Here is a 23,879-nt window from a genome sequence, read left to right as displayed (position 1 = left end):
GGTGCGATCCTGACGGTTCGTAGGCAGCTAAGGATCGCGTGCCTCGTGCCGCCTGTTGTTTACGACATTTTTCCTTGTGACACGCGGGCACTCTCCTTAGACTGGCGCACCACGTTGGTCGAGCGATGAGGACAAGGATGAATACGCCGGACCCCTGCAAAGAGAAACTGGCAAACCCGGACGAGGTGATGCATCGCCATTTGCTTGCCCGGATGCGCTGGCGCGGATGGCTCAAGGTGGTCACGCTGACGATGGCGGTCGATCAATTGCTGATTGCAGTGTTCACGTTTGCCGCGCGAAGTCTCGATCCCGGCATTGGCGAAATGCCAACGCTCATCTTCAGTTGCATTACGTGCATGCTGGTGAGCAATTGGCTGGTTTCGGACGCGCGCGCAGCGTGGGTAAGCGCGAAAAGCAGCGGCTACATTGGCACCGCGATAGACGCCGTCAAAGGCGAGAGTGTCGTGATTGCCGCGCGCTGCCGACGTCGCTGGCTGGTTGTTTTGCATATCGAACTAAATCCGCAACTCGTCATGCAACGTTAGCAGTGGCGGAGAAAATAAAGTGAAGTCCTCCACAGTATCGGCGTTTGAGTTGCGCGGAAGGATTTTCTTTCCCCTCGTTCAATGAAGCAACATCATTGAAAGGTGTCGTTTTCGGTTCGACGACTAGCATCGCAGCTTCAGGTGGTAGAAGAGCAAATCTATAAAGAATTCGTCGCCAGCTATTTCCAGCCGGTATCGACGCCCTACGAACGCGAAGCCGACACCCAGTTCGAGTAGAAATCGCGTAATGTGCTGCGTGAGTGCGCGCTCGATATCGCGTTCCTGGGCACTTTCAGTCAAGCCGAGCAAGTCGAAGACATACGGATTTTTGAGCACGTCCCGAGCAAGATCGGATTGTGGTGATAGAAGCCGGTTGGCGCGTTGGCCATGCGCGGTGAGATTGGGCCGCGGTTGGCAAGATCGGGAACGACACGTCTACCGCCTACTGTCAGGCGACGAGCAGGATGTCGAAGTGAAATGAATGATTGAAAATTCGTCATCAAGGTTCGATCTCGAATTGGGGATTGATGTCGTGACAGTAAGACCGCGATAAGAAGGATTCTCTTAATGCTTGTGTCATCTCCCCGTTTTTCGCGAAAACTTCGCTCGCTTACGCAGGCAATGTTATGTCCAGATCGCAAGGAGACGGCTCTGTCGCGTTGGTGAACAGGCGGACCAAGATGTCGCGATGAAAAACCGAAATCGATCTATCACGGCCACCGCTTTCCGGCGGCGGTTATCAGCCAGGCCGTGCGCTGGTTCCTCCGTTTTCAACTGAGCCTGCACGACATTAAAGAGTTGCTGTTCGGCCGTGGCGTGACTGTCAGCCACGAATCGATCCATCGGCGGACGGGCAAATTCGGCCCGCGCTTCGCCCGTCAGGGGCACGGCCGCCCGTCGCAAGCCCGGTTCAACGTGGCACCTCGACGAGATGATCGTGACGCTGCGTGGCGAACCGTATGTGCTGTGGCGTGCAGTCAACGAGCACGGCATTGAACTCGACACCCTGCTAAAGAATCGACGCGACAAGGCTGCCGCGAAGCGCTCTTTCAAACGCCTGCCGGCAGGCTGTCCCGCACTGCCGAAGAAGGTCGGCTCCGACCCGCTACGCAGTTACCCAGCCGCCAAAACAGCGCTCCCGGAGCACACCGTAGTCGTCGCCCATAACTCGTAACACGGTCGGCAACGTGACAGAACCGCGACGGCGGTAGAGGGGCACTTGCCCTACTCGAGGAACCGAATGCTGATTGGTCTCCCGGGATGAAGGCTGGCTATCCAGAGACCCTTCATCCCGAGGAGAAACCGAAGCAGGTTACGGCATCAAAACCTTGTCGACGACGTGAATCACGCCATTGGACTGCATGACATCGCCGATCGTTACGTGCGCAACGTCGCCCTTGTCGTCCGTGATTGCCCACCCTTCGCCGTCCCGGCTCACAACCAGGGAGTCACCCTCGACCGTCTTCAGGCTTGCCCTGCCTCCACCGTTTTGGACCGCCATTGCGAGATCATGCGCGGTCAGGCGGCCCGGCACGACATGATAGGTCAGCACCTTGACCAGCGTGTCCTTGTTCTGCGGCCTGAGCAGGGTATCGACGGTGCCCGCTGGCAGTGCGCCAAACGCCTCGTTGGTCGGCGCGAACACTGTAAACGGCCCGGCGCCCGACAATGTATTCACGAGGCCCGCTGCCTTCACCGCAGCAACGAGCGTCGTATGGTCCTTCGAGTTGACCGCGTTCTGGATGATGTTCTTTGACGGATACATCGCGGCGCCACCGACCTCCACGCTGTCCTCGGTTGACATCGATCCGGCCACCGCAACCGGTGCCACCGTTGCCAGCGTCAGCACCATGCCAAACGCCACGCCTATCGTCTTTAATATCTCGATCCGCATTCTGGGTTCCCCCATGTGTGATGCCTCCGGACTGGAAGCTATCGTAGATACGGGCTGAATGCAGAAAAGGATGCATCGATTCCTGGCAAAGCGAAAGAGTGGTGTCCGCTCGCCTTAGTTGCTTACGTCGGTCCCATCGGCCCAGCGGCAAGCACCGGTCCCGTCGGCTGTCCGGTCGGCGAACCCCCGTGAGGTCCCACTGAGACGGCCGGGGGCGCATGCTGGGCCAACTCCGCAAGGTGGTCAAGAGGCAGTCTCACCAAGGTCGCCCGGTTCACTGCAATCAGGCCGAGTGAGACGGGCTTCATTCCCGCAGGAATCATCCAGAGTTCCGTAGAGTGGCCGGGGATGACGGAAGCGTTGGCCGCCGGGACGATCACCATACTCGCATGTTGCACTTCGACTGTCGCGGTCGAGGCAGCGCCACTGCCAGGGACCTGCCGTGCGAGACCGGCAACCATATAGCCACGGCCAGATGGTGTGCTCAGACGGCCTGGCGCCACCAATATCGGCGAGACCGCTGCGACCGCCGCAGCGACCGCGATTGACGTCACGCCAATCCAGCGCCGCAGCCGCACACTGTCCCACAGGCGGGCGCGACGTCGGACGCCGCCTTGGGCAGGGCACTGTCACGTGGGCGACGACTGCGGTGTCTCAGAAAACGGCGGACGGTCTTGGGTAACGCCGGTGAAAAAGCGCCTTGCATCAAATCGTGCGGCGAGTTGTTTTCGGTAGAGCGATGCGCATAGCAGGTGCCGCTTGAGCGCGACGTGTTGCCGGATTGGACCGAAGCACGACAGGAAAACTTGCGTGCGCCCCAGGCGGTCGAAAGCCTCACATCCTGCGCTCGCGTTCGCGCGTAGGCTGATGGCTGTTTTCGGCCCTGTTGTTCACGCACGCGCAGGCCTTGACGAATACGTGCTTCACGTGAGCGAGCTCCAGGAGCTCCGTTTTCGCGGTTGGGTACCATATCCGGCAGCAGCGAGAGGGTCACCTGATCACGGTGATCAAGCCGAATGCTCCTGAACCGGCAATGTCGCGTGATTAAGACGACTGATCAGGGATGCGTAATACACGAATGCACGAGTTTCCCAGGTATGAGCGGCGCTGGCGCCTTTGACGCAGCGCAGGCGAATACGGCGAAAGCAGCACCGGTAGCCGCGCAGCAGGAGCGCAGAGATTCGACACGTCTTTGCAGGATTGAGGAAGAAGTGCCACCGGCAAGAGCCTAGTCTTGTTGTCGTCGTGATTGGGCCGATGGCCACGTCGACGAGATCGGCATCATCCCGTAGTCTGCATAGTGGTCGGGATCGCGATGATCGGCAGGCTCCAGTGGAGCGCGACGCCTTACCCAGGCCGCAATGGGAACATCGATCGGGACTTACAACACTTCCAGCAAGGAGAGATGTCATGGCTGGGAGTGGCAATCGCGTAGTGACATTCATGGGTCCGATGAAGATGGAGCTGCAGACTTTCGACTATCCGAAGCTGGTCGCGCCGAGAGGCAAGAAAGTCAATCACGGCGCCATCCTCAAGATCGTTACGACGAATATCCGTGGCAGCGACCAGCACATCTACCACGGCCGCTTTGCCGGGCCTATGGGAACGGTGACGGGACATGAGATGACCGGGGAAGTCAGCGAGGTCGGGCCGGACGTGGAGTTCATCAAGACGGGCGAATGGCTGCGGGGTGGTTTATCTCACCAGTGACACGCCCGTGCCCGACCAGATCGAAGCGATCCTCGGCAAGCGGGAAGTGGATTGCGGCGTGGATTGCGGCGTGGATTGCGTCGGGCTGGAGGCGCACGGCTGAGCAGGTGCCTGCAAGACGTTCAGCGAGGGCTCGCCGAAGAAATTCGTCATCGATCCGCACGGCAGCGTGAAGAAAGCCGCCTGGAGCCGGTAGATGATAAGGGGCGCTCGACTGCTCCTGCACTTCGGGTGCCCCGATCCGTCACGTGAGGCGGGCGAGATAACGGCACGGGTCATCATCTTGTGAGGGCGCCGAAGGTAGATCCGTAACATCACGCTGGAAGATGGAGCAGGAAGTCATGGCAAGCAATCGGCGTCAAGGCACGTCATTACCATATGCGTTCCAGACGATATTGGTGTGTTGAACAACCCTCGCCCGCTGTAACTGGAATCGTATTTTTATGGAGTACCTATGAAAGCTGTTGTCTATAACGAGTCGGTCCCGCTCGGTTCGCCGGATGCCCTGACCGACACCACGTTGCCCGAGGCTGAGCCAACCGCGTACGATTTGTTGGTGGAAGTGCATTCGGTCTCGGTGAACCCGGTCGATACCAAGATCCGTGGCGGTGTGCTGCCGCCCCCAGTGGTACCAAAGGTGCTGGGCTGGGATGCGTCCGGTGTGGTGCGCGCCGTGGGCGACAAAGTCACCTTGTTCAAGCCCGGCGATCGCGTCATGTACGCCGGTTCGCTGTTACGGGCGGGCACCAACAGCGAGCTGCACCTGGTCGACGAGCGCATCGTCGGTCCGATGCCGAAGAGCCTTAGCTTCGAGGAAGCGGCCGCGTTGCCGCTGACCTCGGTTACGGCGTGGGAGTTGCTTTTCGACCGTTTGCAAGTGCGCGAAGGCAATGACCCAATCGGGATGCTGCTGGTCATTGGCGGCGCCGGCGGCGTCGGCTCGATAATGATCCAGCTGGCGCGCCAGCTGACCGGCCTGACCGTGGTGGCCACCGCATCGCGGCCGGAAACACGGGAGTGGGTGCGCGAGCTCGGCGCGCACCATGTGATCGACCACACGAAGCCGATGCCGGAGCAGTTGCGCGGCCTTGGCATTGACGGGGTCGATTACGTGGCGAGCCTGACCCATACCGACAAGCACCTGGTCGAAATCGCCGGGATGCTGGCGCCGCAGGGCAAGCTGGGGCTGATCGATGACCCCGTGTCGCTCGACGTGCCGATCCTCAAGCCCAAGAGCATCTCGCTGCACTGGGAATTGATGTACACCCGCTCGATGTACCAGACCCCGGACATGATCGAGCAGCACAATATTCTGGTCCGGGTCGCCGAGCTGGTCGACGCTGGCGTGCTGCGCACGACGCTGGCGGAGCATTTCGGCACCATCAATGCGGCCAATCTGCGCCGCGCCCATGCCTTGATCGAGAGCGGCAAGGCGCGCGGCAAGATCGTGCTGTCCGGCTTTTGAGATTTTGAGGCTACTTTAAGAAAGCCACCAGCACCGTGGCATGGATGCTTCCAAGGGGCGAAGGGATCACCGTAACTGTTGCCGGCCTTTCGGCTGGAAAGAGCTCGGGCGTTCGTCAGTATTGGTCAGGCAGACATGTCTGCGCATCTGTCGGCAAGCAGTTCTACTGTGCTGCGTCAGCGAGCATGGTGTGGACATTGCGCCGCCAGGTGACGCTCACTCATCCACATCTGCCAGCAGCCGGACGGCGAGTGGCAAAACACCATGCAGCCACCCCAAACAAAAACAACTCGCTGATGTCCACGTCCGGATCGTCGATGCACATAACAATTGGCTTCTGCAAGGCCATTCGTTCGACCCGTTGATGCTGCGTTGATGCTGGTAAAGCTGCGTCTCGTTCGCTACAGAAGACCGTCGGCTTTGCCAGCACAGGCACCACGCAGCCTGCGTTCTACTCGAACGTCGATAGCTGGAAGATCATTCCGGCCGCCCTATTTCTCCTCGTGTGACTTGCCACGGCCTGGCGCAGTGGCTGCCCACCTGAAAGTCGGTAGCTGATTCATTTGGCGAAGGTGCCGCAAGACGATGACCGCGGCGGCGCAATCGACTGTCTACTGAAAGCGGCGGGTAAGGCCGCTGCGAAGAATCGTGCATCGAGTCTCATGTTCATCAAATACTATCCGCAGCTTCTACGCAATCGTCCCCGCACGATGAGCGGCCTCGCGATCGGCGTCGTCGTCGCGCTCCTCGTACGCGGCCATACGAGTCCGCTAGCGCGCACACTGCTCGGTTGGGACGCGGCCGTCTGGAGCTATCTGATCATGATCTGGGTACATATGGCCCACACCGGGGAACATCGCGCGCGCGAATACGCGATACGCGACGACGAAAACGCGGGCGTCGTGCTTTTCGCAAGCTGTATGGCGACGGTCGCAAGCATCGCCGCGATCATTCTAGAGCTCGCCTCGGCGAAGGGTGCGGGAGGCGCGTCGATCGTATCGCACTACCTGCTGACCGGTCTGACGTTGATGGGAGGATGGTTTTTGATTCCGACAATCTTCACGCTCCACTACGCGCGGCTCTACTACGACACCGACGCCCAGGAAACAGCCTTGAAGTTCCCCGACCACCATTTACTGCCGAACTACCGGGATTTCCTCTACTACTCGTTCACGATCGCGGTTGCGTCGCAGACCTCGGACGTCGTGCTACGCTCGCGCGAAATTCGCCGCGCAACGCTCGCTCAATCGATCCTTTCGTTCTACTTTAACGTCGCCGTGCTCGGCTTGTGCGTGAACATCGCAGCAGGGCTGCTGGGCTCATGACACCGTCCTCGCGCGGTGCTCGGACGATTGCGCGAACGCCGCGCGCGTGCCTGAATGATAGTTGCGACGCAGGTGTCGCCCAAGCTGCGCGGCCACTAGACGCGGACTCGAACCTCGTCGGTCCATCCGTGCCAAACCGGTACACGCCGAGGCTTAACTGCGGCCATTTTCCGTGCCGCCCAGCCGGGGAGGGAGCGTGCCGATGCACGCTTTAGGGGGGGGCTCTCGCCGAAGTAACGGGTCGACATCCGCGCCGACGCTGCGTATGGAGGCCCAACGCGGTTTCGTGGCATCATCATGTGGTCCTTTACACCGTCGCGGGAGCGCACGTCATGGCAACTTATATTGTCTTCACAAGGGAAAGCACGCAGGATCAAGGTGAGCTCGACGTCTATCAAAGCAAGGTGGGCGAGACCTTCAAAGGTCATCCTGTCAAGATTCTCGCTGCCTACGGACCTCAGCAGGTCCTGGAGGGCGACGCGCCAGAGGGGGTCGTGATCGTGGAGTTTCCGTCGACAGCGGCCGCGCGTTCGTGGTACGACAGCCCGGCGTATCAGGAGGTCGCGCAGCACCGATTCAAGGGCGCGCGCTATCGCGCAGTTCTCGTCGAAGGCGTGTGAGAAAAGGCAGCGACGCTCGGCGCGTGGAGTTCAGCGGACCTTGGACCCACGACTGACGCGGCCGGAGAGCGTTTGCGTTTCGTCTGGACGCACAGGTGACGCGAGCTGCCTTGAACATCGATTGGGTGAGTGCCCACCTGGTGATGCAAGACGAACATTGGACCAAGGTCCGATTGCCGCCGCCGGTACATCCATCACCAATACTTCAAAATCGCCGCACGAGCGCAGCGAGAGGATTCGCTGCCGCCGCCAGGAAAAAGTTCGGTGGCAAGCGCGCTTTCAGTCCTGCAAGGTTTGTGACGGGATGTGGCACTCGCTGTAATGACGCCATTTCCGAATGCCTGGATAACGCGGGTCAGCCGGTGACGGTTTCCGGATGCGCGGCGTGGGCCCAATGCGCCGCAATGCAAGGTGGCGGCGGGCGCCGTTGCCTTTGACTGATGGAGGAGGACAATCATGATGCTCGACTGGAAGGCCTATCAGCAGCAATTGATGACCCGCATCGGGTCTATCGGCAAGCTCAGTCCGGACACGCTTCGAGGTTATCAGTTGCTTGGCGGCGCAGGCGGCAAGACGGGGAAACTAGATGCAAAGACGAGGGAGTTGATCGCTCTGGCCGTTGCCGTTACGCGTCAGTGCGACGGCTGCATTACCGTGCACACCGATGCTGCCGTGAAGCATGGTGCCACGCAGGAGGAGATTGCGGAGGCGCTCGGCGTAGCGATAGCCGTCAACGCCGGCGCGGCGCTCGTCTATTCGTCGAGAGTCATGGACGCCTATGCCCTGATGACCTCGTCGTCCTGATGCTTCGCAGGCGCGCTGCTGCCATTAAGGTTTTGTCGCGGTAAGGATCAAGAAACGAACGAGATCGATATGCGAAGTTGTGTTTATGTTACGAGGTCATAGAATTGATCGTCGGCGGACGGATGGGTTCCGTGAGCACACTGCATTTGCCCTTTGGCGATCATAGGCATTAGTTCGATGCCGGCCAGCAAGATCCGGGCACAGCGAAAATTCCTGAACCCCGGCATGGGACGCGTGCGTCGCTTGATCACCCGAAAATTCTGCTCGACCAAGTTGTTGAGATATTTGCACCGGCGGATCTTGATGGGCGTTTCACGATCAGCATCGATCGCTTCGATCGCTTTCTCAAAGTATCGCCGCGCCGCAACCTTGTCACGATGGGCGCGCCGCAGAAAGTCAACGGTATTACCGTTCTTGTCGACGGCCCGGTAGAGATATCGCCATTCGCCATTGACGCGGATGTGCATCTCGTCCATCCTCCAGCTCTTGCCAGCCGGCCGCTTGCGCAGGCGAAAGGCTTTCTCCAGTACTGGCAACAGCTTCATGTCCCATCGGTATACGGTCGAATGATGAACCTCAATCCACGGCTCGGCCATCATCTCTGCCAGATTTCGCAGGCTCAGCCCATAGGCCACATACCAGCGCACGCACATCAGCATGACATCGAGCGGACAGTGCAGTTGTTTCAGAACCTTCGCAATGCCTGGGGCAAGGGCCGTTCGTGGTGTGGGTGCCTTCTTCATCATCGGGTCAGTGCAGGTTCGTCAGATGCGCATTCTTGCGTCCCCGCGCTAATTCGACACAACCCGATCTCCTGCCGCGGGCTCATCGTGACAAGGCCGCAGCTCGACGGTATTTCGAAAAATCTTTCGATCACAACGGCGCGCCAGAGAAAGTGACGATCGACAAAAGTGAGGGAATCTGGCTGCGTTCGAGACCCTCAACGCCGGACCCGAGAGGCCGATCAAGATCCGCCAGAAAAAATTTCTGATTAACATCATCGAGCAGGACCACCGCCTCGTCAAACGTATCATCAGGCCAATGATGGGCTTCAAGAATTTTCGGTGTGCGCGCATCATCCTCTCGGGCAACGAGATCATGCATATGATTCGCAAAGGCCAGATGAAAGACGACGGCCACGAACGCACGGGAGTCGCGCAATTCAACGCGCTGGCGATTTAAGCAATCCTATGTATATGGAGTCGTGATCAGCCCGCCATCCTTATCGCGACAAAACTCCGGCAGGCGTGAGTGCGTGATCGGGTTGCAGCGGGCTGAACCAGCCTGGCCCGAGTTCAATCCACAGCAGATCGCCCATGCGACTCGTCAGGATTGAATCAGATGATCCCGGTGAGTGCTTTGCGATTCCGGCCCCCGAACCTTGCTATATACGAAGGTATGGATCGGACCTTCCTTGTCGTGATCGGCCAATGCCAATGCATAACTGTTCTATCAGTGCTATCCAGCCTATTCTGCTGCTGAAGCATGATTAGCCGCTGTGAAGCAGTGGCGCAGCGCGATTTTATAGGAGAGTACCTGACATGACCGCCTTGCCTGCCCGATCCGCGCCTCCCGTGCTTGAAGCTGGCACGTTGGCGCCGGACTTTACGTTGCACGTCACGCCCGACCAGAAAATGGCGCTCTCCGAGCTGCGCGGCGCGCCAGTGATTATTGCGTTCTATCCGGCGGACTGGAGTCCCGTTTGCGGCGATGAACTGGGCCTGTTCAACGCCGCACTCGCTGAGTTCCGCCGCTTCGGCGCGCAACTCATCGCCATCTCTGTCGATAGCGCGTGGTCGCACGCAGCCTATGCGACCGAACGCAAATTCCATTTTCCGTTGCTGGCCGATTTCGAGCCGAAAGGCGCCGTTGCGACGAGCTATGGGGTCTACCGTACGACCGAGGGTGTCTGCGAGCGTGCATTGTTCGTCCTTGACGGAGAGGGCGTCGTTCAGTGGGCCTATGTTTCCCCCGTCACCGTGAATCCGGGCGTCGACGGAATACTCGGTGCCCTTGAGAAAATGAGCACTTCCGCTAAACAGGACACGCCATGAGCCATCTCTATCCTCCCGTTGGAGCCTCCGACCACATCCAGGGCCCAGCTGACGTGCCCGTGACATTGGTCGAATACGGTGATTTCGAATGCCCTTATTGCGGGTCGATGTACGGCGTAATCAAGGCCGCACAGCGCGCAATGGGAGCCCAGCTTCGATTCGTCTTCCGGCACTTTCCGTTGACGGACCTCCACGTACATGCGCTTCACGCCGCAGAGTTTTCCGAGGCGGCCGCCACCGTCGGAAAATTCTGGGAAGCGCACGACATCCTGTACGAAAATCAGGCAGCATTGAGCGACAGGGAGTTGATGCAATATGCGGCGCAGCTTGATCTACACACCCGCGACCTTGCCACGGCTTTCGAAGGAAGATATGACGAGCACATTCAGAAAGACTTCGACGGTGGTCTGCGAAGCGGCGTGAACGGCACGCCAACCTTATTCATCAACGGACACCGGTATGACGGCGACCGCGACCTCGAAAGTCTGGTCAAGGCGCTGCGCGCTGCCACTCGCTCCGCGTGAATGCGTCGATAGAAAACGGGCGGCAGAGGTCGTTTGACCTTGCCGCCCGTTTTTTAAGGGTGGTGGTAACCAGTCAGGCAATAGTATCGACGACGCCGCCATCCACGCGAAGTGCCGCACCGGTGGTCGCCGAAGCCTGTGGCGAGCACGCATACACAACCATGTTTGCGATTTCTTCTGTGGTGGCCGGCCGCTGAATAATCGAACTACGGCGATGCTCGCGCACAAACTCGATGCCGACCTGCTCGACGGTCTTTCCCTGCGCCTTCGCCGTTTCTTCCACCATTGCGCGGAAACCGTCTGACAAGGTTGGTCCCGGCAATATGGCATTTACTGTCACGCCGGTGCCAGCCGCCTGCTTGGCGATGCCGCGCGCGATGCTCAACTGTGCAGTCTTCGAAAAGCCATAAGCAAGCATATCCGCCGGGATATTCAGACCCGATTCCGACGAAATGAAGACGACGCGCCCCCACTTGCGTTCCATCATCCCGCGCAGATAGCTGCGCGTGAGCCGCACGCCCGACATCACGTTGATCTGAAAGTAGCGCTCCCAGTCGGCGTCGTCTGTGGAGAAAATGTCGCCGGGGCCGAACACACCCAGGTTGTTCACGAGAATGTCCGTGCGAGGTACGGCTTTGGAGAGTGCGGCGCAGCCCTCGGGCGTGCCGAGGTCGGCGTCGAAGCCTTGCAGCTTCGCTTTGGGGACCGTCTTCAGAATGGCTGCGATGGCGAGGTCCACCGCTTCCCGCTTGCGCCCGTTGATGATGGTTTCTGCGCCTGCAGCGGCGATGCCCGTCGCAATGGCGAGCCCGATACCCGCCGTGGAGGCGCTGACGATGGCGGTTTTTCCGGATAGGTCGATGACCATAGGCTTGCTCCTGAAAGGAAAATATTCCGCACCAACAGCCCTATGCGGATGATAGCTTCGCTTGCTCGCTAAACGTCGATCTGCCGGCGCAGGCTGGCGCCAGCCAATGGAAAGTCGCGCAGGCGCTTGCCGGTCGCGTCGAACAGTGCATTGCCGAGCGCGCCCGCGGTCGGGCCCATTGACGCTTCCGCGGCGCCGAGAAAGGGGGCGCCGGGGCGATTGATCAGATGCACGTCGATGCTGGAGGGCGCAGCCGAGAAACGCAGGATTGGATAGCTGCTCCAGTCGAAGCTGCGGATCCTCTTCGTGTCGAACTGCAATTCTTCGTAGAGCGTCCAGCTCGCCGATTGAATCACCCCGCCTTCGATCTGGTTGCGGATGCCGTCTGGATTGACGATCTGTCCAGAGTCCACTGCGGCCACAGCTTGTTCGAGAACGACCTGACCTGTTTCGGGCACGACGGAAACCTCGACCGCGAGCGCGACGTAAGCCATAAGGTTCTTGTACTTGGCGAATGCAAAGCCGACGCCGTGATTGCGTTTGCGTGGCGGACGCGGCCAGCCGAATTTCTCGGCGGCGAGCTGGATCACCTCGCGGGCACGCGGATCCTGCATGTGCTTCAGCCGGAACGCAACGGGATCGACGCCAGCGGCGGCGGCCAGTTCGTCCATGAACGTCTCGATCGTGTAGATGTTCATGTGCGCGCCGAGCGAGCGCATTGCGGAGGTATGCAGCGGCATGGTCGGCGAGAAGTTGTTCATCACGCGCATGTTCGGCAACGCGTACAACGGAATCGCGTTGCGATCGCCGCCGCCTTCGGGCTGAAGCATCGGCACCGACGGTGCCGGCGTGAACGGTTTTTCCAGCATCTGCGCTGGAATGAGCCGGCCGGCATTGACGATGCGTTCGTTATGCGAGCTGCTCCACAGCGCATAGTTCCAGTCGACGATGCTGCCGTTCGCGTCGAGTGAAGCGTTCACTTCCGTGACCATCGCGGGCGTGTAGTGGTCCCACGTATGTTCCTGTTCGCGCATCCATTGCACACGGACAGGTTGGCCCTCCATGTCGCACGCGATCAATGCGGCATGCGCGGCGACGTCGTCCGCGCCGTTGTGACCGTAGCAGCCTGACCCTTCAACATGGATGCAGCGTATCTTGTCTTTTGGCATTGACAGCATTTCCGCCAGCCCGTCGCGCAGCGGATAGACGCCTTGCGAATGGGTCCAGACTGTCAGAGCGCCGTCTTTGAACAGAGCGATTGCGCAAGAGGGCCCAATCGAACCGTGCATCATGTAGCGCTTGGTGTATTTCGCGCCGAGCGTTTTCACGGCCGTGCCGGTTGCGTTGTGCGTATTGGCGATCTCGATGTGTTCGGTGGAGATCACCTTTAGATCGCGATGCACGTTGGCGGGATCGGGCAGCGTGCGCCCGGCCGTCCATTGGCTTCCGGATGTGAGCGCACGTTGAGCCTGCACCGCCTGCCACTCGCCTTTGGCGACTACCGCCAGCATGCTGCCGTTTCTAACCACCTTGACCACGCCTGGCATCTTCAGAATGTCGGCCGTATTTGTCTGCAGCAAGCGCGCCTCGTAGACGGGCGGCATCACCACGCGGGCGTGCACCATGCCCGGCATCAACATGTCCTGAACGTAACTTACGCCGCCTGTCACCTTGCGAGGAATGTCCACGCGCGGTAACGATGTGCCGATCACGTCAAACGTCGCGGGCTTTTTCAACGGCGAGGCCGGCGAGGCCACGCGATGCAGATCGACGAGGCTCACCGCCTCACCGTAGGTCATACTGCGACCATCCGGCGCCTTGATAACCGCGTTGTGCGCGCTCAATACAGCGCTGGCGACGCCAAAGTGTCTGGCCGCTGCGTCGACCAATAGGCCCCGTACCTGAGCCGATGCGTTCAGCAATGCGCTGCCGCTGTCGGCGATCGTGTGGCTGCCCGCGGTGAGCCCTTCGTCCGGCGAGGCGCCTGTGTCGGCGGTCAGGAACGTGATCAACGAAGGCGCCATGTCCAACTCTTCGGCGGCGATCTGCAACAATGCAGTCCGCACGCCTGTCCCCAGTTCTACCTTGCCGGTGTAGACCGTCACTTTGCCGTCCCGATCGATCTTGATCCACGAATCGAGATACGGGTTTGTCTTAAGACTGCCGGAGAGCGCCTCGGTCGCTTTGCCGATGTGCACCGCAGCGCCTTCGTCCGCGATCACTTCCTGCGCCATCGCGCTGACGCCGGGAAACATGCTGAAGCTGACTACGAGGGCGCCCGAGAGCAGGAAGCGTCGGCGTCCTTCGTTGATCTCTTGATCCTGGACGGTCATGACGCAGCTCCCGGGTTGGCGGCGCTTTGAGCCCCCGCTGCCCCGGCATCGCTCGCCGGCAGATGGGCGACTTCGCGGATCGCAGCGAGAATGCGGGTGTGCGTGCCGCAACGGCAAAGGTTCGGTTCCATATGTTCGAGCAGTTCGCGCTCGGAGGGGCGTGGATTCAGGTCGAGCAACGCCTGCGCGCGCATGATCATGCCGGCGATGCAATAACCGCATTGCACCGCCTGGTGTTTGATGAACGCCTGTTGCAGCGGACCGGGATGCTCGATTGTGCCGAGACTTTCGATCGTGCGTACGGGCCGCTTGCCGATCGACGAGACCGGAATCAGGCACGAAAATGTGGCCTCGCCATCCACGATCACGGTGCACGCGCCGCACTGTCCGAGGCCGCAGCCGAACTTCGCGCCATGCAATTGCAGGTCGTTGCGCAGCGCGTAAAGCAGTGGGGTTGAAGGATCGATGTCCAGCGCGTGCTGTACACCATTGACGGTTAAATTGATCATCGCGCGTCGTCCTCCTTTCTGAGCTTGGCTGCCATAGCCTCGATGTCTTGCCACGCGCCGCGCTGCGAATACGTCGCGCGAATGTATGACGCTAGATCGGCGATCTGCTGGTCGTTATAGATCTGGTTGAAAGCCGGCATGTAGTTCATGCTGTCTTCTCCGTGCCAGCCGTTCCCGATTAACATCATCTGGATCGCGTTGCGCGGCGTGGCGGCATTGACGGCTGTGCTGAACGCAAGCGTGGGTCGCTCACCAATCGACTGCATCGGGGCGTCAGGACCGTGACATTGCGCGCAGGATGCGGCGAACAAAGTCGCGCCGCGTTGCACCTCGGGTGATGTGCTGTCAACCGCTGACCCAGTAGCGTGAGTGGCGCCGGGCTGCGCTTTCTGGATCGACAGTACATAAGTGGCGATCGCCTGCACGTCTTCTTCGGGCACGGTGGCAAGATCGCGCGTGACGGGTAGCATCGGGCCGGCTGCCGCGCCGTGCTCGCCGGCACGGCCGGTGCGCAGGTATGTCACGAGCTGTTCCCGGGTCCATGGTTTGGGCGCCGCGCCGAGCGCATTGAGCGCAGGCGCTTCCCAACCGTCGACGATACCGCCGTCGAATGCATGTCCCGATTTCTCGCCGCCGATCAGATTGAGCGGCGAATGACACGACGCGCAGTGTCCAAGACCATCTACCAGCAGCTTGCCGCGGTTCCACTCAGTATCCTTCGATGCGTCCGGCTGCTGTGCGCCGGGGTGCAGGAAGAGCACGTTCCAGAAGCCGAGCAAAGGCCGGAAATTCAGCGGGAAAATCAGGTCGTTGGCGGGTGCGGTCGCCTTGACCGGCTCGCGTGTCATCAGATACGCGTACGCCGCTGAGATGTCTGGATCGGACATGCGCGTGAAGTGAATGTACGGAAACGCCGGATACAGCAGATGGCCGTCGCGGGCGACGCCGTAACGCAACGCTCGGGTAAACGCTTCGAGCGACCAGTCGCCGATACCCGTGCCGACATCGGGGGTGATGTTGGTTGCATAGATGGTGCCGAATGGCGTGGCGAGCGGCAGGCCCCCGGCGAACGGCTTGCCGCCCTTCGCCGTGTGACACACAATACAGTCGCCCAGCGCGACGACTCGCGCGCCCGCGAGTCGCGTTCGCGCGTCGAACGACGTGGGAGCGGGAGGACTGACCGGCGCAATTGCGGGTTTCCACATCAGCAGGAATGAGATGATTAGCGCGGCGGCAATGACCACGCCGCCAGCTATCAGCCATCTAGATTTGCGAGTCATTCGCGCATCTATCATAGAAGTCCTCGATCGAAGGAGCGGCGCGTACGAAGCCGAGCGCTTGAATTGCGAATGGCATCAAGCTTGCCTCGCGCCCGCTTGCAGGCTTTGGCCCGCGGTACTTTGAAATGGATAGTCGATATAGCCGGCGGCACCGCCGCCGTACCAGCCAGTAGGCTTTGGCTCCGCGAGCGTTGCCCCAGTCGCGATGCGCTCCACGAGGTCAGGATTCGCGATGTACGCGCGAGCGAACGCGACCAGGTCGGCGTGGCCTTCGCGGATCAATGTCTCGGCGTGATCGACGGATATGCCACCGTTGACCATCAACGTACCGGAGAAGACGCGGCGCATGCGTTCAATGATGCGCGGCAGGTCCGGTTGTCCGCTCCAGCCGTTCGTGTCCGCCGCGTGAACGTAAGCGACCCCGAACTCGCCGAGCATTTTGCCGACGTAGTCGTAGGTGCCGTCCGGGTCCGCGTCGCGCACATTGTTGTAATGCGCATACGGCGAGATGCGTACGCCGACACGTTCGAGCGAGAGCACCGAGCCGATCTCCGTAAGAACATCGCGCAGAAAATTGGCGCGGTTCGCCACCGAGCCGCCGTAGCGGTCATCGCGTGTGTTGGTGGTCGATGAAAGGAACTGATGGGGCAGGTAGCCGTTCGCTGCGTGCACCTCGACACCGTCGAAACCGGCCGCTATCGCGTTGACCGCGCCGTCTTTGAAGGCCTTGATGGCGAGTTTCACTTCTTCGGTCGACATGGCGCGCGACGGCGTCGCGTGGATCTTGGTGTAATGACCGTTCTGCAATTGGGCCCACACCTGAAGTTGATCGAGGTCGTCGTTCACGCCCGAAGGCGAGAGCGGCGTCTCGCCCCCGAGCAGCGCGAACGAACTGACGCGCCCGCTGTGCCACAACTGCATGAATATGCGACCGCCAGCGGCGTGTACCTGGCTTGTGATATGACGCCACCCGTCGATCTGCCCGGCTGTGATGATCCCCGGTGTGAGCTCGAACGCCGCAGAGGCTGGACTGACGTTGGTTGCTTCCGTGATGATCAGACCCGCCGATGCCCGCTGCACGTAGTATTGCGCCATCATTTCCGTGGGACGGCCTTGCGATGGCGCCCGCGAGCGGGTCATGGGCGCCATCACCACGCGGTTCGGCAGGCGCGTCCCCGAGAGGTTGTAAGAGTCGAGCAGGGGCGAAAGGGAGGACATGTTTTTTCCTTTGCGAGTAATCGAGCGGAGTCCAGGTGAATGACTATGCTGTTCAGCGTATCCCCTACCGCCCAGGAATTCCTGAAGCCACGCTGAAATTATGTTAAGAGCCCGAACAGCAGCAGTCCGGGATCCGGGGGGTGTCAGGCGCGGCGTTTGGCTTGCGGCCGTCCGACGATGAGGTAGTGAGCCAGCGCTACGAGCGGAAAGGCCGTGGCCACGGCGGCGACCAGTGGCCAGCCGCCGTGGTCGTATAGCGGGCTGGCGAGCGCTGAACCGAAGGCCCCGCCGACGAAGATGCTCGTCATGTAAAGCGCGTTCAGACGGTTGCGGCTCGCCGCATGCAGCGCGTATATCTCGCGTTGACCCAGCACCATGTTCATCTGCACGCCGAAATCGAGCACAATGCCCGTCGCGACGAGGCCGAAAACGCCCCACGCTGGATGGATGAGTGCCGGCGCATAGGCGATCGCGCCCACTGACAGTGCGATCAATGTCGCACGCACCGTGTGGCCTCTGTCCGCGAGATGGCCGGCTACCGGCGCGGAGGTCGCGCCGATCGCACCGACCAGCGCGAAGATGCCGATCTCGGTTTGCGTGAGGCCGAATTGACGGGTCAGCTCGACGGGAATCGCGGTCCAGAACAAACTGAAGGAAGCGAACATCAGCCCCTGGTAAAACGAGCGGTGGCGCAACACCGGCATCGTGCGGACCAGATGTCCGAGCGAGCCGATCAGTTCGAAGTAGGTGGCCTTGTGCTCCGGCTGGCGGCGCGGAATCGTGAGCGCGAGCACCGCGGTGACGATCGCCATCAGCACGGCGGCGCAACCGAAAACCGCGCGCCAGCCGATATGCCCGGCCACCACGCTGGAGATTGGCCGCGACAGCAGAATGCCGAGCAGCAGGCCACTCATGATGGTTCCGACCACTTTGCCACGCGATTCGTCCGGCGCCAGGTGGGCGGCGAGGGGGATCAGAATCTGCACGGCGACCGAACTGAAGCCGACCAGCAGCGAGATGGCAAGGAAGCAGCCCGGTTGATGTGCGACCGACGCGACGGCGAGACTGACGATCGACACCAGCGCGGTGGTGATCATCAGCTTGCGGTTTTCCAGCAGGTCGCCAAGCGGGACGAGAAAGAACAGGCCGAACGCATAACCGATCTGCGTGAGGGAGACGATCAGACTGGCGGTGCCGCCGGACATGTGGATGTCCGGTGCGATCAGTTCGGTGATGGGTTGCGCGTAATAGAGGTTCGCGACGATAGCGCCGCAGCAAAAGGCGAACAGCGCGATTAGACCGCGCGTCAGCTTGACGGGGCTGCTACCGCCCGTCACGGCGGATGCTTGGTTTGACATGACAACTCCCGAAGGTAAGAAAACGAAAACGTGGTCTCAGCGTGCGATGTTCATCAGGCGGTTGCCGAGTGAAATGCCCAGATCGGTCATCAGCCTGCCGCGTTGCAATTGCTGGTTTTCCCAACGCTTGAGGGCTGAATCGATCTTTGCGCCGCTTTGCCATGTCGATGACAATGCCAGCGCCAGTGCATGGGCATTGGCCGCCGCCTTGGCGGTGCTGCCCGCTGTGTGTGGGCGCGGTACCGATGCGGCGTCGCCGAGCAGCACCGCGCGGCCGAATACCATCTTTGGCGAACGCAGGTCGACGATCGGCTGCATGAATGGATCGTCGGTGGCGTCAACCAGTGCGCGAAACGTCGGTCCGAGCCATGTTTTGGCGTCGTCCCGAAGCTGGGCGATGTCGACGCTCTTAGTCGAGCCGGGCGGCAACGAAAATTCCCGCGCGACGCCATGACGGTCAACCAGCAATTCGTCCAGTTGCGCGCGGCTGTATTTCCGATACCACACCCAGTTCCAGCGCCGCTCGCCCGCTACGGTCGAATCGTTGTCACCGGGAATCAGATAACAGAGGCCCGAATGCCCCTCGTCTTGCTGAAAGCTGAAGCGGTCGCGCAGTACGTTTGCCGCATGCCGCGGCAGATCGGGTTCCTCGACGATGCCCCGCCAGGCGACATAGCCCGCATAGAGCGGCACGATTTCAGGCATCAGGCGTCGCCTGACGGTCGAGCGAATTCCGTCCGCGCCGATCAGTAAATCCGCCTTCTCAATGTGGCCGCTTTCGAACTGCGCGACGATCTGCTCACCTTCCATATGGAAATCGACAAAGGTCTCGCCGGTATGGAGTGCCTCCGCGGGCAGTGCATTTTTCATGGCGCGATACAACAGACTCCATGAGGTCTGCATCTGTGGCATATAGATCTGTTCAATCACATGGTCGTCGCGGTCAAGATAGATGCGAAGACCCGATGCCACGCCTGGCGGGTCCGGCAAGTCGACACCGGCGAAGCGGAGCGCATCCAGTACGTCAGGCTGCAGCACGACCCCGCCACCGCGGCTGTCGAGTTGACCAGGAGATGTTTCGAATACGTCGACCTCCCAGCCGGCTGCTCGCAGGGTATTGGCCGATAGCAGTCCGCCGAGCGATCCGCCGATCACGACAGCACGCGGTTTCTCGAGCGATTTCATGGTGTGCTCCGATGCTTCTCTCTAGCTAATGGATACCGCTTACCGGTTGCGTTGAGGTTGCCGAATGACTTGCAAATGCAATCTCGCGTTGTGTCTTTTTCAACCGGCTCTATGCGCGACGGCCGGATTCGAACAAAAACCACACCCGTTGCTCCGCTTCGTCGATCCAGCCTTCCAGAAGACTTGTCGTCGCGACGTTGCTGTATTCGCCGCATAGCGAGTGCGTTTCGCGCATGTAGCCCGCGAGCGTCAGATTGTCTTCACGCAACTCGGCCAGCATGTCGTCCGGCGTCACGAAGTCCGCATCGCTATCGAGAATGCGCTGCAGCTTTGTGATCTGACCGGTGAGTGCAGCGTCGTGCCGCCGATTTTCCGTGCGCGCACCGCGATCCGATCGGTCGTCGCGAAGATCTGCTCCGACTGGTCGTCGAGCAACAGGTGATAGTCGCGCAAGCAAGGCCCTGACATGTGCCAGTGGAAATTCCTGGTCTTCAGATACAGTGCGAACACGTTCGCAAGCAGGGTGGTCAGGGCGGCGGCGATGTCGGGGGTCGCTTCTTCGGTCAGGCGGGTTGGTGTCTTCAACGGCGCTGCGCGCTGCGCCTGCGCATTCGATACATCCTTCATGGTGGATCCCTTCGAGTGGGGGAAAGCTGATGTACGAGTAACCAGGTACATTCTAGGAATGCATCGTGGATAAAGTCCTGCAGAAAATATGAAAAGTTCTGAGTAGGAAATAAAACCTGCGGTCGCCTTCTGATGACGCTCCGCTGGCGTGCATTCTTTTCAAGAGCTATTCATGCGCTTTCCGGGAGTGCGGCGAAAACCAGTCGATAGCATGGATTGCAATTTCTGACGCCATGCCAGCACGGGAAGCATGTCTATTCAGGGAAAGTATGCAAATCACCGCGGAGCCAGAAATTCAAAAGAGCGCCTGAAAGCGGACTCATGTGCGGTTGCGTCAATCGACTACAACCGTAAATGTTTTTCGGCACGATGTCGCACGAGCGAACGAAAATTTTGCATACCGTGCGGGCCGTAGCAACAACCGCTAATTTAACCAAAGCGATCGACGGCTTGCTGAAATGGATGCGTGGCAGCGCGCTGCGCTTACACGACCTCCTGCTATCAGTGAATTCGAATCAATGACGGGGTGATTCAGGTTTTTTAAGAATTCGCCAAAGTCTTTAAAGATTTATTTCTCTATGCTGCTTTGGATCGTCACTTTTACTGCACTCGGTTCGGCATGTGCGCGAAGGCGCATTGGGTACGGGGCTGACACGGAGGAAATGACATGAATAAGACCATTGCCGGCGTTGACATTCCGGATGGCGTGATGGCCCGCGCGGCAACGGAGCTGATCCGCAGGACGCAGTCTGAGTTGATGTTTCATCACGCGTTGCGGGCTTTTCTGTTCGCTGCGCTGACTGGATACCGGGAGAATCTGGAATTCGACGCCGAGTTGCTCTATGTCGGCGCGATGTTTCATAACGTCGGGCTGGACGCGCGATACAAGCGGTCGCCATACCGCTTCGAGGTGGATGGCGCCAACGCTGCGCGCGATTTTATGCGCCAGCACGGCATTGGCGAGCGTGAAATCGAAGAGGTCTGGGTGGGGATCGCATTGCACACGACCCCTGGCATTCCGGAACACCTGCTGGCGCTGGTCGCGCTTATCAGCGCCGGCGTGCAGATGGACGTGCGGGGCGCGCGCTACGACGATTTCACCGCGCAGCAGCGCGACGAAATCGCACATGCCTACCCGCGCGAATCGGGTTTCAAGAAGAAGTTGATTGAAGCGTACGCGCGCGGCATGGAGCATCGTCCCGAGACGACATTCGGGACCGTGAATGCCGACGTGCTGGACCGCTGGGATCCGAACTATCGACGCCTGAATTTCTGCGGACTGGTGCTGGGATCGGAGTGGCCGAATTGATTGATGTTTGAGAGGATCGGCGAGTGGCGGTGAGTGGCGGTGAGTGGCGGTGAGTGGCGGGTGGTTCGCTCGCGGGCTACACGCTGGCGTCGGTGCCGTGGATGCCGCGCCTCGGCGTTCAGGTGGATGAGCAGGCAGCACTCTCGGTCAACCGCTATCGCGATGACGGGCTAAAGAGGTCATGATATGAGCACCCCGGACTTATCCGTTGACACAAGCACCCCCTCAGAACTCGAGGTCCCGTATTCGTCGCTGGAGTACCGCCGGCACCAGATGTACCCGCGCCTCTCGGCAGCGGAGATCCAGAGCCTGCGACGCTTCGCCCGGCCGATGTCGTTCAAGGCTGGCGAACTGATCTTCGAAACCGGGCATGCGGCGCTCGGCCTCTTCGTGCTGCTCCATGGCCGCGTGCGGATCGTGTCGCGCGATAGTTTCGGACGTTCGACCGTCGTCACCGAGCACGACGACGGCCACTTCATGGCCGAGATGGCGCAACTCTCCGGCAAACCGGCCTTGATCGACGGCATCGCGCTGACGGACGTCGAGACGCTCGTGATCGAGCCTGACCGCTTGCGCGCGTTGATCGTCGCCGATGCGCAACTCGGCGAGCACATCATGCGGGCGCTGATTCTGCGGCGGCTTGGATTGATCGAGCAGGGTCTGGGACCGGTGATCGTCGGCAATGGGGACGACGCGCGGCTGATCCGGCTGCAAGGCTTCCTGCGTCGCAATGCCTATCCCGCGATGGTGATCGACGCGCGCACCGATCCCGAGGCGCTTACGCTGCTGGGCGGTATGACGACCGGCCCCGCCGATTTTCCGCTGGTGTTCTGTCCGAACGGCTCTGTGCTGCGCGCTCCGGATGAGGCCCAACTCGCCTCGTGTCTAGGACTCGTGCCGACCTTCGAATCGTCGCATATCTATGACGTGGCGATCGTCGGCGCCGGGCCCGCGGGCCTGGCGGCATCCGTGTATGCCGCCACCGAAGGGTTGTCGGTTGCGGTGTTCGATCAGCGTGCGCCTGGCGGGCAGGCCGGCGCCAGTGCGCGGATCGAAAACTATCTGGGATTTCCCACCGGAATTTCGGGTCAGGCGCTCGCTGCGCGCGCGTTCCAGCAGGCCCTGAAGTTCGGCGCGCATCTGGCGATTCCCGGCAAGGTCATGGACGTGAGCCGCCACGACGGCGTCTTCCTGCTGACGCTGCTGGACGGACAACGCATCAGCGCGCGGACAGTCGTGGTCGCGAGCGGAGCCGCTTATCGCAAGCCGACGGTGCCGGGCTTCGAGCGCTTCGAAGGGCGCGGCACTTACTACTGGGCGTCGACGATCGAAGCGAAACTGGTGAAGGGGCTGGACATCGTCCTGATGGGCGGCGGTAACTCCGCCGGTCAGGCGGTCGTGTTTCTCGCCAATTTCGCACGCAGCATCCGCGTGCTGATTCGCGGCGCGGACCTGAACGCGAGCATGTCGAAATACCTGATCGACCGCATCAACTCGTTGCCGAACGTGACGCTTTGCACACGCTGCGCGCTACGCCGACTCGAAGGCGACGAAGCCGGGCTCACTGAATTGCATATCCGCCATGAAGAGGCGGGTGTGGATGAAGTTATTCCCACGCGTCATCTGTTTCTTTTTATCGGCGCGGATCCGACGACGGATTGGCTCTCATCGAGCGGCGTAGAGCTCGATAACCGCGGTTTTGTCGCAACAGGTTTTGCTCGCAGCGAGCACGGTTTGTCTGAAGCCAGTGCGCGGTATCCGCTTGAAACCAGCGTGCCAGGCATGTTCGCGGTGGGCGACGTGCGCTCGGAATCGGCGAAACGGGTGGCTGCGGCTGTGGGTGACGGTGCTGCCGTTGTGAGCCAGATTCATGCTTATCTGGGCCAGCTCACGACAGCTGCCGCCTGAGACGATCAGTCATGCACCGGATTTGCGTCCAGGTCGCGCGTGAGGGCTCAATGTGCCGCGGTGGTTGGCCAGCGCGAGCAGCCAACCGTCAGCCGCGCACCAGCGACATGCGTACCGTGGCATACGTTTTGCTTCGCGCATCTCGCTGTAGCGGTCGTCGAGCTGCCACCGCCGCTGCTGTACCGCCGCGTTCAATTCCGTAATCAACACCGACGGGTCCAGCCGGGGTTTCAGATCGAGGAATTCGCTAGAAGGTGTTATGCACTTTTGTTAAGGGCTGCAAAGTGGACGAGCATAAGCACGGAGAATACGACGAAATGCAACCCAGCCAATGTTTCGGGCA

The 23,879-nt window shown here is 60.5% G+C and carries 21 protein-coding genes and 5 pseudogenes; 13 read left to right on the top strand and 13 right to left on the bottom strand.

What is annotated here, in order from left to right; translation table 11 throughout:
• The first annotated feature begins 137 nt into the window (after positions 1-137).
• A complete protein-coding gene (locus F4827_RS20250) occupies positions 138-545 on the top strand; it encodes a hypothetical protein (RefSeq protein WP_183726395.1) in 408 nt (135 codons plus the stop codon).
• A 4-nt stretch (positions 546-549) separates the two neighbouring features.
• Here F4827_RS20250 and F4827_RS20245 read toward each other — a convergent pair.
• A pseudogene (locus F4827_RS20245) lies at positions 550-917 on the bottom strand (PDDEXK nuclease domain-containing protein); the annotation flags it as partial.
• Positions 918-1,250: 333 nt separating this feature from the next.
• On the opposite strand from F4827_RS20245, the pseudogene F4827_RS20240 reads away from it, so the two are divergent.
• Positions 1,251-1,689: pseudogene (locus tag F4827_RS20240) on the top strand (IS6 family transposase); the annotation flags it as partial.
• A gap of 168 nt (positions 1,690-1,857) precedes the next feature.
• Here F4827_RS20240 and F4827_RS20235 read toward each other — a convergent pair.
• The 3 genes and pseudogenes from F4827_RS20235 to F4827_RS20225 form a co-directional block, all read right to left on the bottom strand.
• A complete protein-coding gene (locus F4827_RS20235) occupies positions 1,858-2,349 on the bottom strand; it encodes a fasciclin domain-containing protein (protein ID WP_409258835.1) in 492 nt (163 codons plus the stop codon).
• Between the two features lie 212 nt (positions 2,350-2,561).
• Positions 2,562-2,993, bottom strand: a complete 432-nt coding sequence (locus tag F4827_RS35990; protein ID WP_409258827.1) for an anti-sigma factor domain-containing protein — start codon at positions 2,991-2,993, stop codon at positions 2,562-2,564.
• 75 nt (positions 2,994-3,068) lie between these two features.
• A pseudogene (locus tag F4827_RS20225) lies at positions 3,069-3,369 on the bottom strand (IS6 family transposase); the annotation flags it as partial.
• A gap of 480 nt (positions 3,370-3,849) precedes the next feature.
• Here F4827_RS20225 and F4827_RS20220 point away from each other — a divergent pair.
• The 6 genes from F4827_RS20220 to F4827_RS20200 all read left to right on the top strand — a co-directional run bounded on the left by F4827_RS20220 (position 3,850) and on the right by F4827_RS20200 (position 8,363).
• Entirely contained in the window at positions 3,850-4,149 is a 300-nt protein-coding gene (locus F4827_RS20220) for an alcohol dehydrogenase catalytic domain-containing protein (protein WP_183726388.1), read from the top strand.
• The gene (locus tag F4827_RS35435) at positions 4,130-4,252 is read left to right on the top strand and encodes a hypothetical protein (protein ID WP_260175329.1); all 123 of its coding nucleotides are present in this window, start codon (positions 4,130-4,132) and stop codon (positions 4,250-4,252) included. The genes F4827_RS20220 and F4827_RS35435 overlap by 20 nt, the downstream gene beginning before the upstream one ends.
• 351 nt (positions 4,253-4,603) lie before the next feature.
• Complete coding sequence (locus F4827_RS20215) at positions 4,604-5,614, top strand: zinc-binding alcohol dehydrogenase family protein (RefSeq protein ID WP_183726387.1); 1,011 nt, start codon at positions 4,604-4,606, stop codon at positions 5,612-5,614.
• 662 nt (positions 5,615-6,276) lie between these two features.
• The gene (locus tag F4827_RS20210; protein ID WP_183726385.1) at positions 6,277-6,939 is read left to right on the top strand and encodes a DUF1345 domain-containing protein; all 663 of its coding nucleotides are present in this window, start codon (positions 6,277-6,279) and stop codon (positions 6,937-6,939) included.
• A 332-nt stretch (positions 6,940-7,271) separates the two neighbouring features.
• Positions 7,272-7,559, top strand: coding sequence for a DUF1330 domain-containing protein (locus tag F4827_RS20205; RefSeq protein WP_183726383.1), 288 nt, complete (start codon positions 7,272-7,274; stop codon positions 7,557-7,559).
• Between the two features lie 459 nt (positions 7,560-8,018).
• Complete coding sequence (locus F4827_RS20200; protein ID WP_028209101.1) at positions 8,019-8,363, top strand: carboxymuconolactone decarboxylase family protein; 345 nt, start codon at positions 8,019-8,021, stop codon at positions 8,361-8,363.
• 83 nt (positions 8,364-8,446) lie between these two features.
• On the opposite strand, the gene F4827_RS20195 is transcribed toward F4827_RS20200, so the two are convergent.
• Positions 8,447-9,109 (bottom strand): IS6 family transposase, encoded by a 663-nt coding sequence (locus F4827_RS20195; RefSeq protein WP_409258826.1) that lies wholly within the window; start codon positions 9,107-9,109, stop codon positions 8,447-8,449.
• A 62-nt stretch (positions 9,110-9,171) separates the two neighbouring features.
• Here F4827_RS20195 and F4827_RS20190 point away from each other — a divergent pair.
• The 3 genes and pseudogenes from F4827_RS20190 to F4827_RS20180 form a co-directional block, all read left to right on the top strand.
• Positions 9,172-9,545, top strand: a pseudogene (locus F4827_RS20190) (DDE-type integrase/transposase/recombinase); the annotation flags it as partial.
• Between the two features lie 359 nt (positions 9,546-9,904).
• Positions 9,905-10,417: a redoxin domain-containing protein gene (locus F4827_RS20185; RefSeq protein ID WP_183726381.1), complete on the top strand. Its 513-nt coding sequence runs from the start codon at positions 9,905-9,907 to the stop codon at positions 10,415-10,417.
• Complete coding sequence (locus tag F4827_RS20180; RefSeq protein WP_183726379.1) at positions 10,414-10,941, top strand: thioredoxin domain-containing protein; 528 nt, start codon at positions 10,414-10,416, stop codon at positions 10,939-10,941. The genes F4827_RS20185 and F4827_RS20180 overlap by 4 nt, the downstream gene beginning before the upstream one ends.
• A gap of 73 nt (positions 10,942-11,014) precedes the next feature.
• On the opposite strand, the gene F4827_RS20175 is transcribed toward F4827_RS20180, so the two are convergent.
• The 8 genes and pseudogenes from F4827_RS20175 to F4827_RS20140 all read right to left on the bottom strand — a co-directional run bounded on the left by F4827_RS20175 (position 11,015) and on the right by F4827_RS20140 (position 20,319).
• Positions 11,015-11,809 carry an SDR family NAD(P)-dependent oxidoreductase gene (locus tag F4827_RS20175; RefSeq protein WP_183726377.1) on the bottom strand — a complete coding sequence of 265 codons (795 nt, stop codon included), beginning with the start codon at positions 11,807-11,809 and terminating at the stop codon, positions 11,015-11,017.
• Positions 11,810-11,877: 68 nt separating this feature from the next.
• On the bottom strand, positions 11,878-14,142 hold the full coding sequence (locus F4827_RS20170; RefSeq protein ID WP_183726787.1) for a molybdopterin cofactor-binding domain-containing protein: 2,265 nt from the start codon (positions 14,140-14,142) through the stop codon (positions 11,878-11,880).
• Positions 14,139-14,651, bottom strand: coding sequence for a (2Fe-2S)-binding protein (locus tag F4827_RS20165; protein ID WP_183726375.1), 513 nt, complete (start codon positions 14,649-14,651; stop codon positions 14,139-14,141). The genes F4827_RS20170 and F4827_RS20165 overlap by 4 nt, the downstream gene beginning before the upstream one ends.
• Entirely contained in the window at positions 14,648-15,931 is a 1,284-nt protein-coding gene (locus F4827_RS20160; protein ID WP_183726373.1) for a c-type cytochrome, read from the bottom strand. The genes F4827_RS20165 and F4827_RS20160 overlap by 4 nt, the downstream gene beginning before the upstream one ends.
• A 75-nt stretch (positions 15,932-16,006) precedes the next feature.
• Complete coding sequence (locus F4827_RS20155; RefSeq protein WP_183726371.1) at positions 16,007-17,149, bottom strand: alkene reductase; 1,143 nt, start codon at positions 17,147-17,149, stop codon at positions 16,007-16,009.
• Between the two features lie 143 nt (positions 17,150-17,292).
• Complete coding sequence (locus tag F4827_RS20150) at positions 17,293-18,507, bottom strand: MFS transporter (RefSeq protein WP_183726369.1); 1,215 nt, start codon at positions 18,505-18,507, stop codon at positions 17,293-17,295.
• 36 nt (positions 18,508-18,543) lie between these two features.
• A complete protein-coding gene (locus F4827_RS20145; RefSeq protein ID WP_183726367.1) occupies positions 18,544-19,692 on the bottom strand; it encodes an FAD binding domain-containing protein in 1,149 nt (382 codons plus the stop codon).
• 109 nt (positions 19,693-19,801) lie between these two features.
• Positions 19,802-20,319 (bottom strand): annotated as a pseudogene (locus F4827_RS20140) (Dps family protein).
• A gap of 667 nt (positions 20,320-20,986) precedes the next feature.
• Between F4827_RS20140 and F4827_RS20135 the strand changes: the two are divergent.
• Positions 20,987-21,628, top strand: a complete 642-nt coding sequence (locus tag F4827_RS20135) for an HD domain-containing protein (RefSeq protein WP_183726365.1) — start codon at positions 20,987-20,989, stop codon at positions 21,626-21,628.
• Between the two features lie 186 nt (positions 21,629-21,814).
• Positions 21,815-23,536, top strand: coding sequence for an FAD-dependent oxidoreductase (locus tag F4827_RS20130; RefSeq protein WP_183726363.1), 1,722 nt, complete (start codon positions 21,815-21,817; stop codon positions 23,534-23,536).
• Positions 23,537-23,879: the final 343 nt, after the last annotated feature.

This window comes from Paraburkholderia bannensis (assembly GCF_014200455.1).
GTDB lineage: Bacteria > Pseudomonadota > Gammaproteobacteria > Burkholderiales > Burkholderiaceae > Paraburkholderia > Paraburkholderia bannensis_A.
Note: the sequence above shows the minus strand (reverse complement) of the source record. Positions and strands in the feature narration are given on the sequence as shown.

Bases quoted from the DNA above. Each gene is read 5' to 3' on its own strand.
- F4827_RS20205 (WP_183726383.1), top strand. From the start codon at position 7,272: ATGGCAACTTATATTGTCTTCACAAGGGAAAGCACGCAGGATCAAGGT.
- F4827_RS20145 (WP_183726367.1), bottom strand. From the start codon at position 19,692: ATGAAATCGCTCGAGAAACCGCGTGCTGTCGTGATCGGCGGATCGCTC.
- F4827_RS20210 (WP_183726385.1), top strand. From the start codon at position 6,277: ATGTTCATCAAATACTATCCGCAGCTTCTACGCAATCGTCCCCGCACG.
- F4827_RS20130 (WP_183726363.1), top strand. From the start codon at position 21,815: ATGAGCACCCCGGACTTATCCGTTGACACAAGCACCCCCTCAGAACTC.
- F4827_RS20195 (WP_409258826.1), bottom strand. From the start codon at position 9,109: ATGATGAAGAAGGCACCCACACCACGAACGGCCCTTGCCCCAGGCATT.
- F4827_RS20175 (WP_183726377.1), bottom strand. From the start codon at position 11,809: ATGGTCATCGACCTATCCGGAAAAACCGCCATCGTCAGCGCCTCCACG.
- F4827_RS20150 (WP_183726369.1), bottom strand. From the start codon at position 18,507: ATGTCAAACCAAGCATCCGCCGTGACGGGCGGTAGCAGCCCCGTCAAG.
- F4827_RS20165 (WP_183726375.1), bottom strand. From the start codon at position 14,651: ATGATCAATTTAACCGTCAATGGTGTACAGCACGCGCTGGACATCGAT.
- F4827_RS20155 (WP_183726371.1), bottom strand. From the start codon at position 17,149: ATGTCCTCCCTTTCGCCCCTGCTCGACTCTTACAACCTCTCGGGGACG.
- F4827_RS20135 (WP_183726365.1), top strand. From the start codon at position 20,987: ATGAATAAGACCATTGCCGGCGTTGACATTCCGGATGGCGTGATGGCC.
- F4827_RS20185 (WP_183726381.1), top strand. From the start codon at position 9,905: ATGACCGCCTTGCCTGCCCGATCCGCGCCTCCCGTGCTTGAAGCTGGC.
- F4827_RS20160 (WP_183726373.1), bottom strand. From the start codon at position 15,931: ATGACTCGCAAATCTAGATGGCTGATAGCTGGCGGCGTGGTCATTGCC.
- F4827_RS20250 (WP_183726395.1), top strand. From the start codon at position 138: ATGAATACGCCGGACCCCTGCAAAGAGAAACTGGCAAACCCGGACGAG.
- F4827_RS20180 (WP_183726379.1), top strand. From the start codon at position 10,414: ATGAGCCATCTCTATCCTCCCGTTGGAGCCTCCGACCACATCCAGGGC.
- F4827_RS20215 (WP_183726387.1), top strand. From the start codon at position 4,604: ATGAAAGCTGTTGTCTATAACGAGTCGGTCCCGCTCGGTTCGCCGGAT.
- F4827_RS20235 (WP_409258835.1), bottom strand. From the start codon at position 2,349: ATGTCAACCGAGGACAGCGTGGAGGTCGGTGGCGCCGCGATGTATCCG.
- F4827_RS20200 (WP_028209101.1), top strand. From the start codon at position 8,019: ATGCTCGACTGGAAGGCCTATCAGCAGCAATTGATGACCCGCATCGGG.
- F4827_RS20220 (WP_183726388.1), top strand. From the start codon at position 3,850: ATGGCTGGGAGTGGCAATCGCGTAGTGACATTCATGGGTCCGATGAAG.
- F4827_RS20170 (WP_183726787.1), bottom strand. From the start codon at position 14,142: ATGACCGTCCAGGATCAAGAGATCAACGAAGGACGCCGACGCTTCCTG.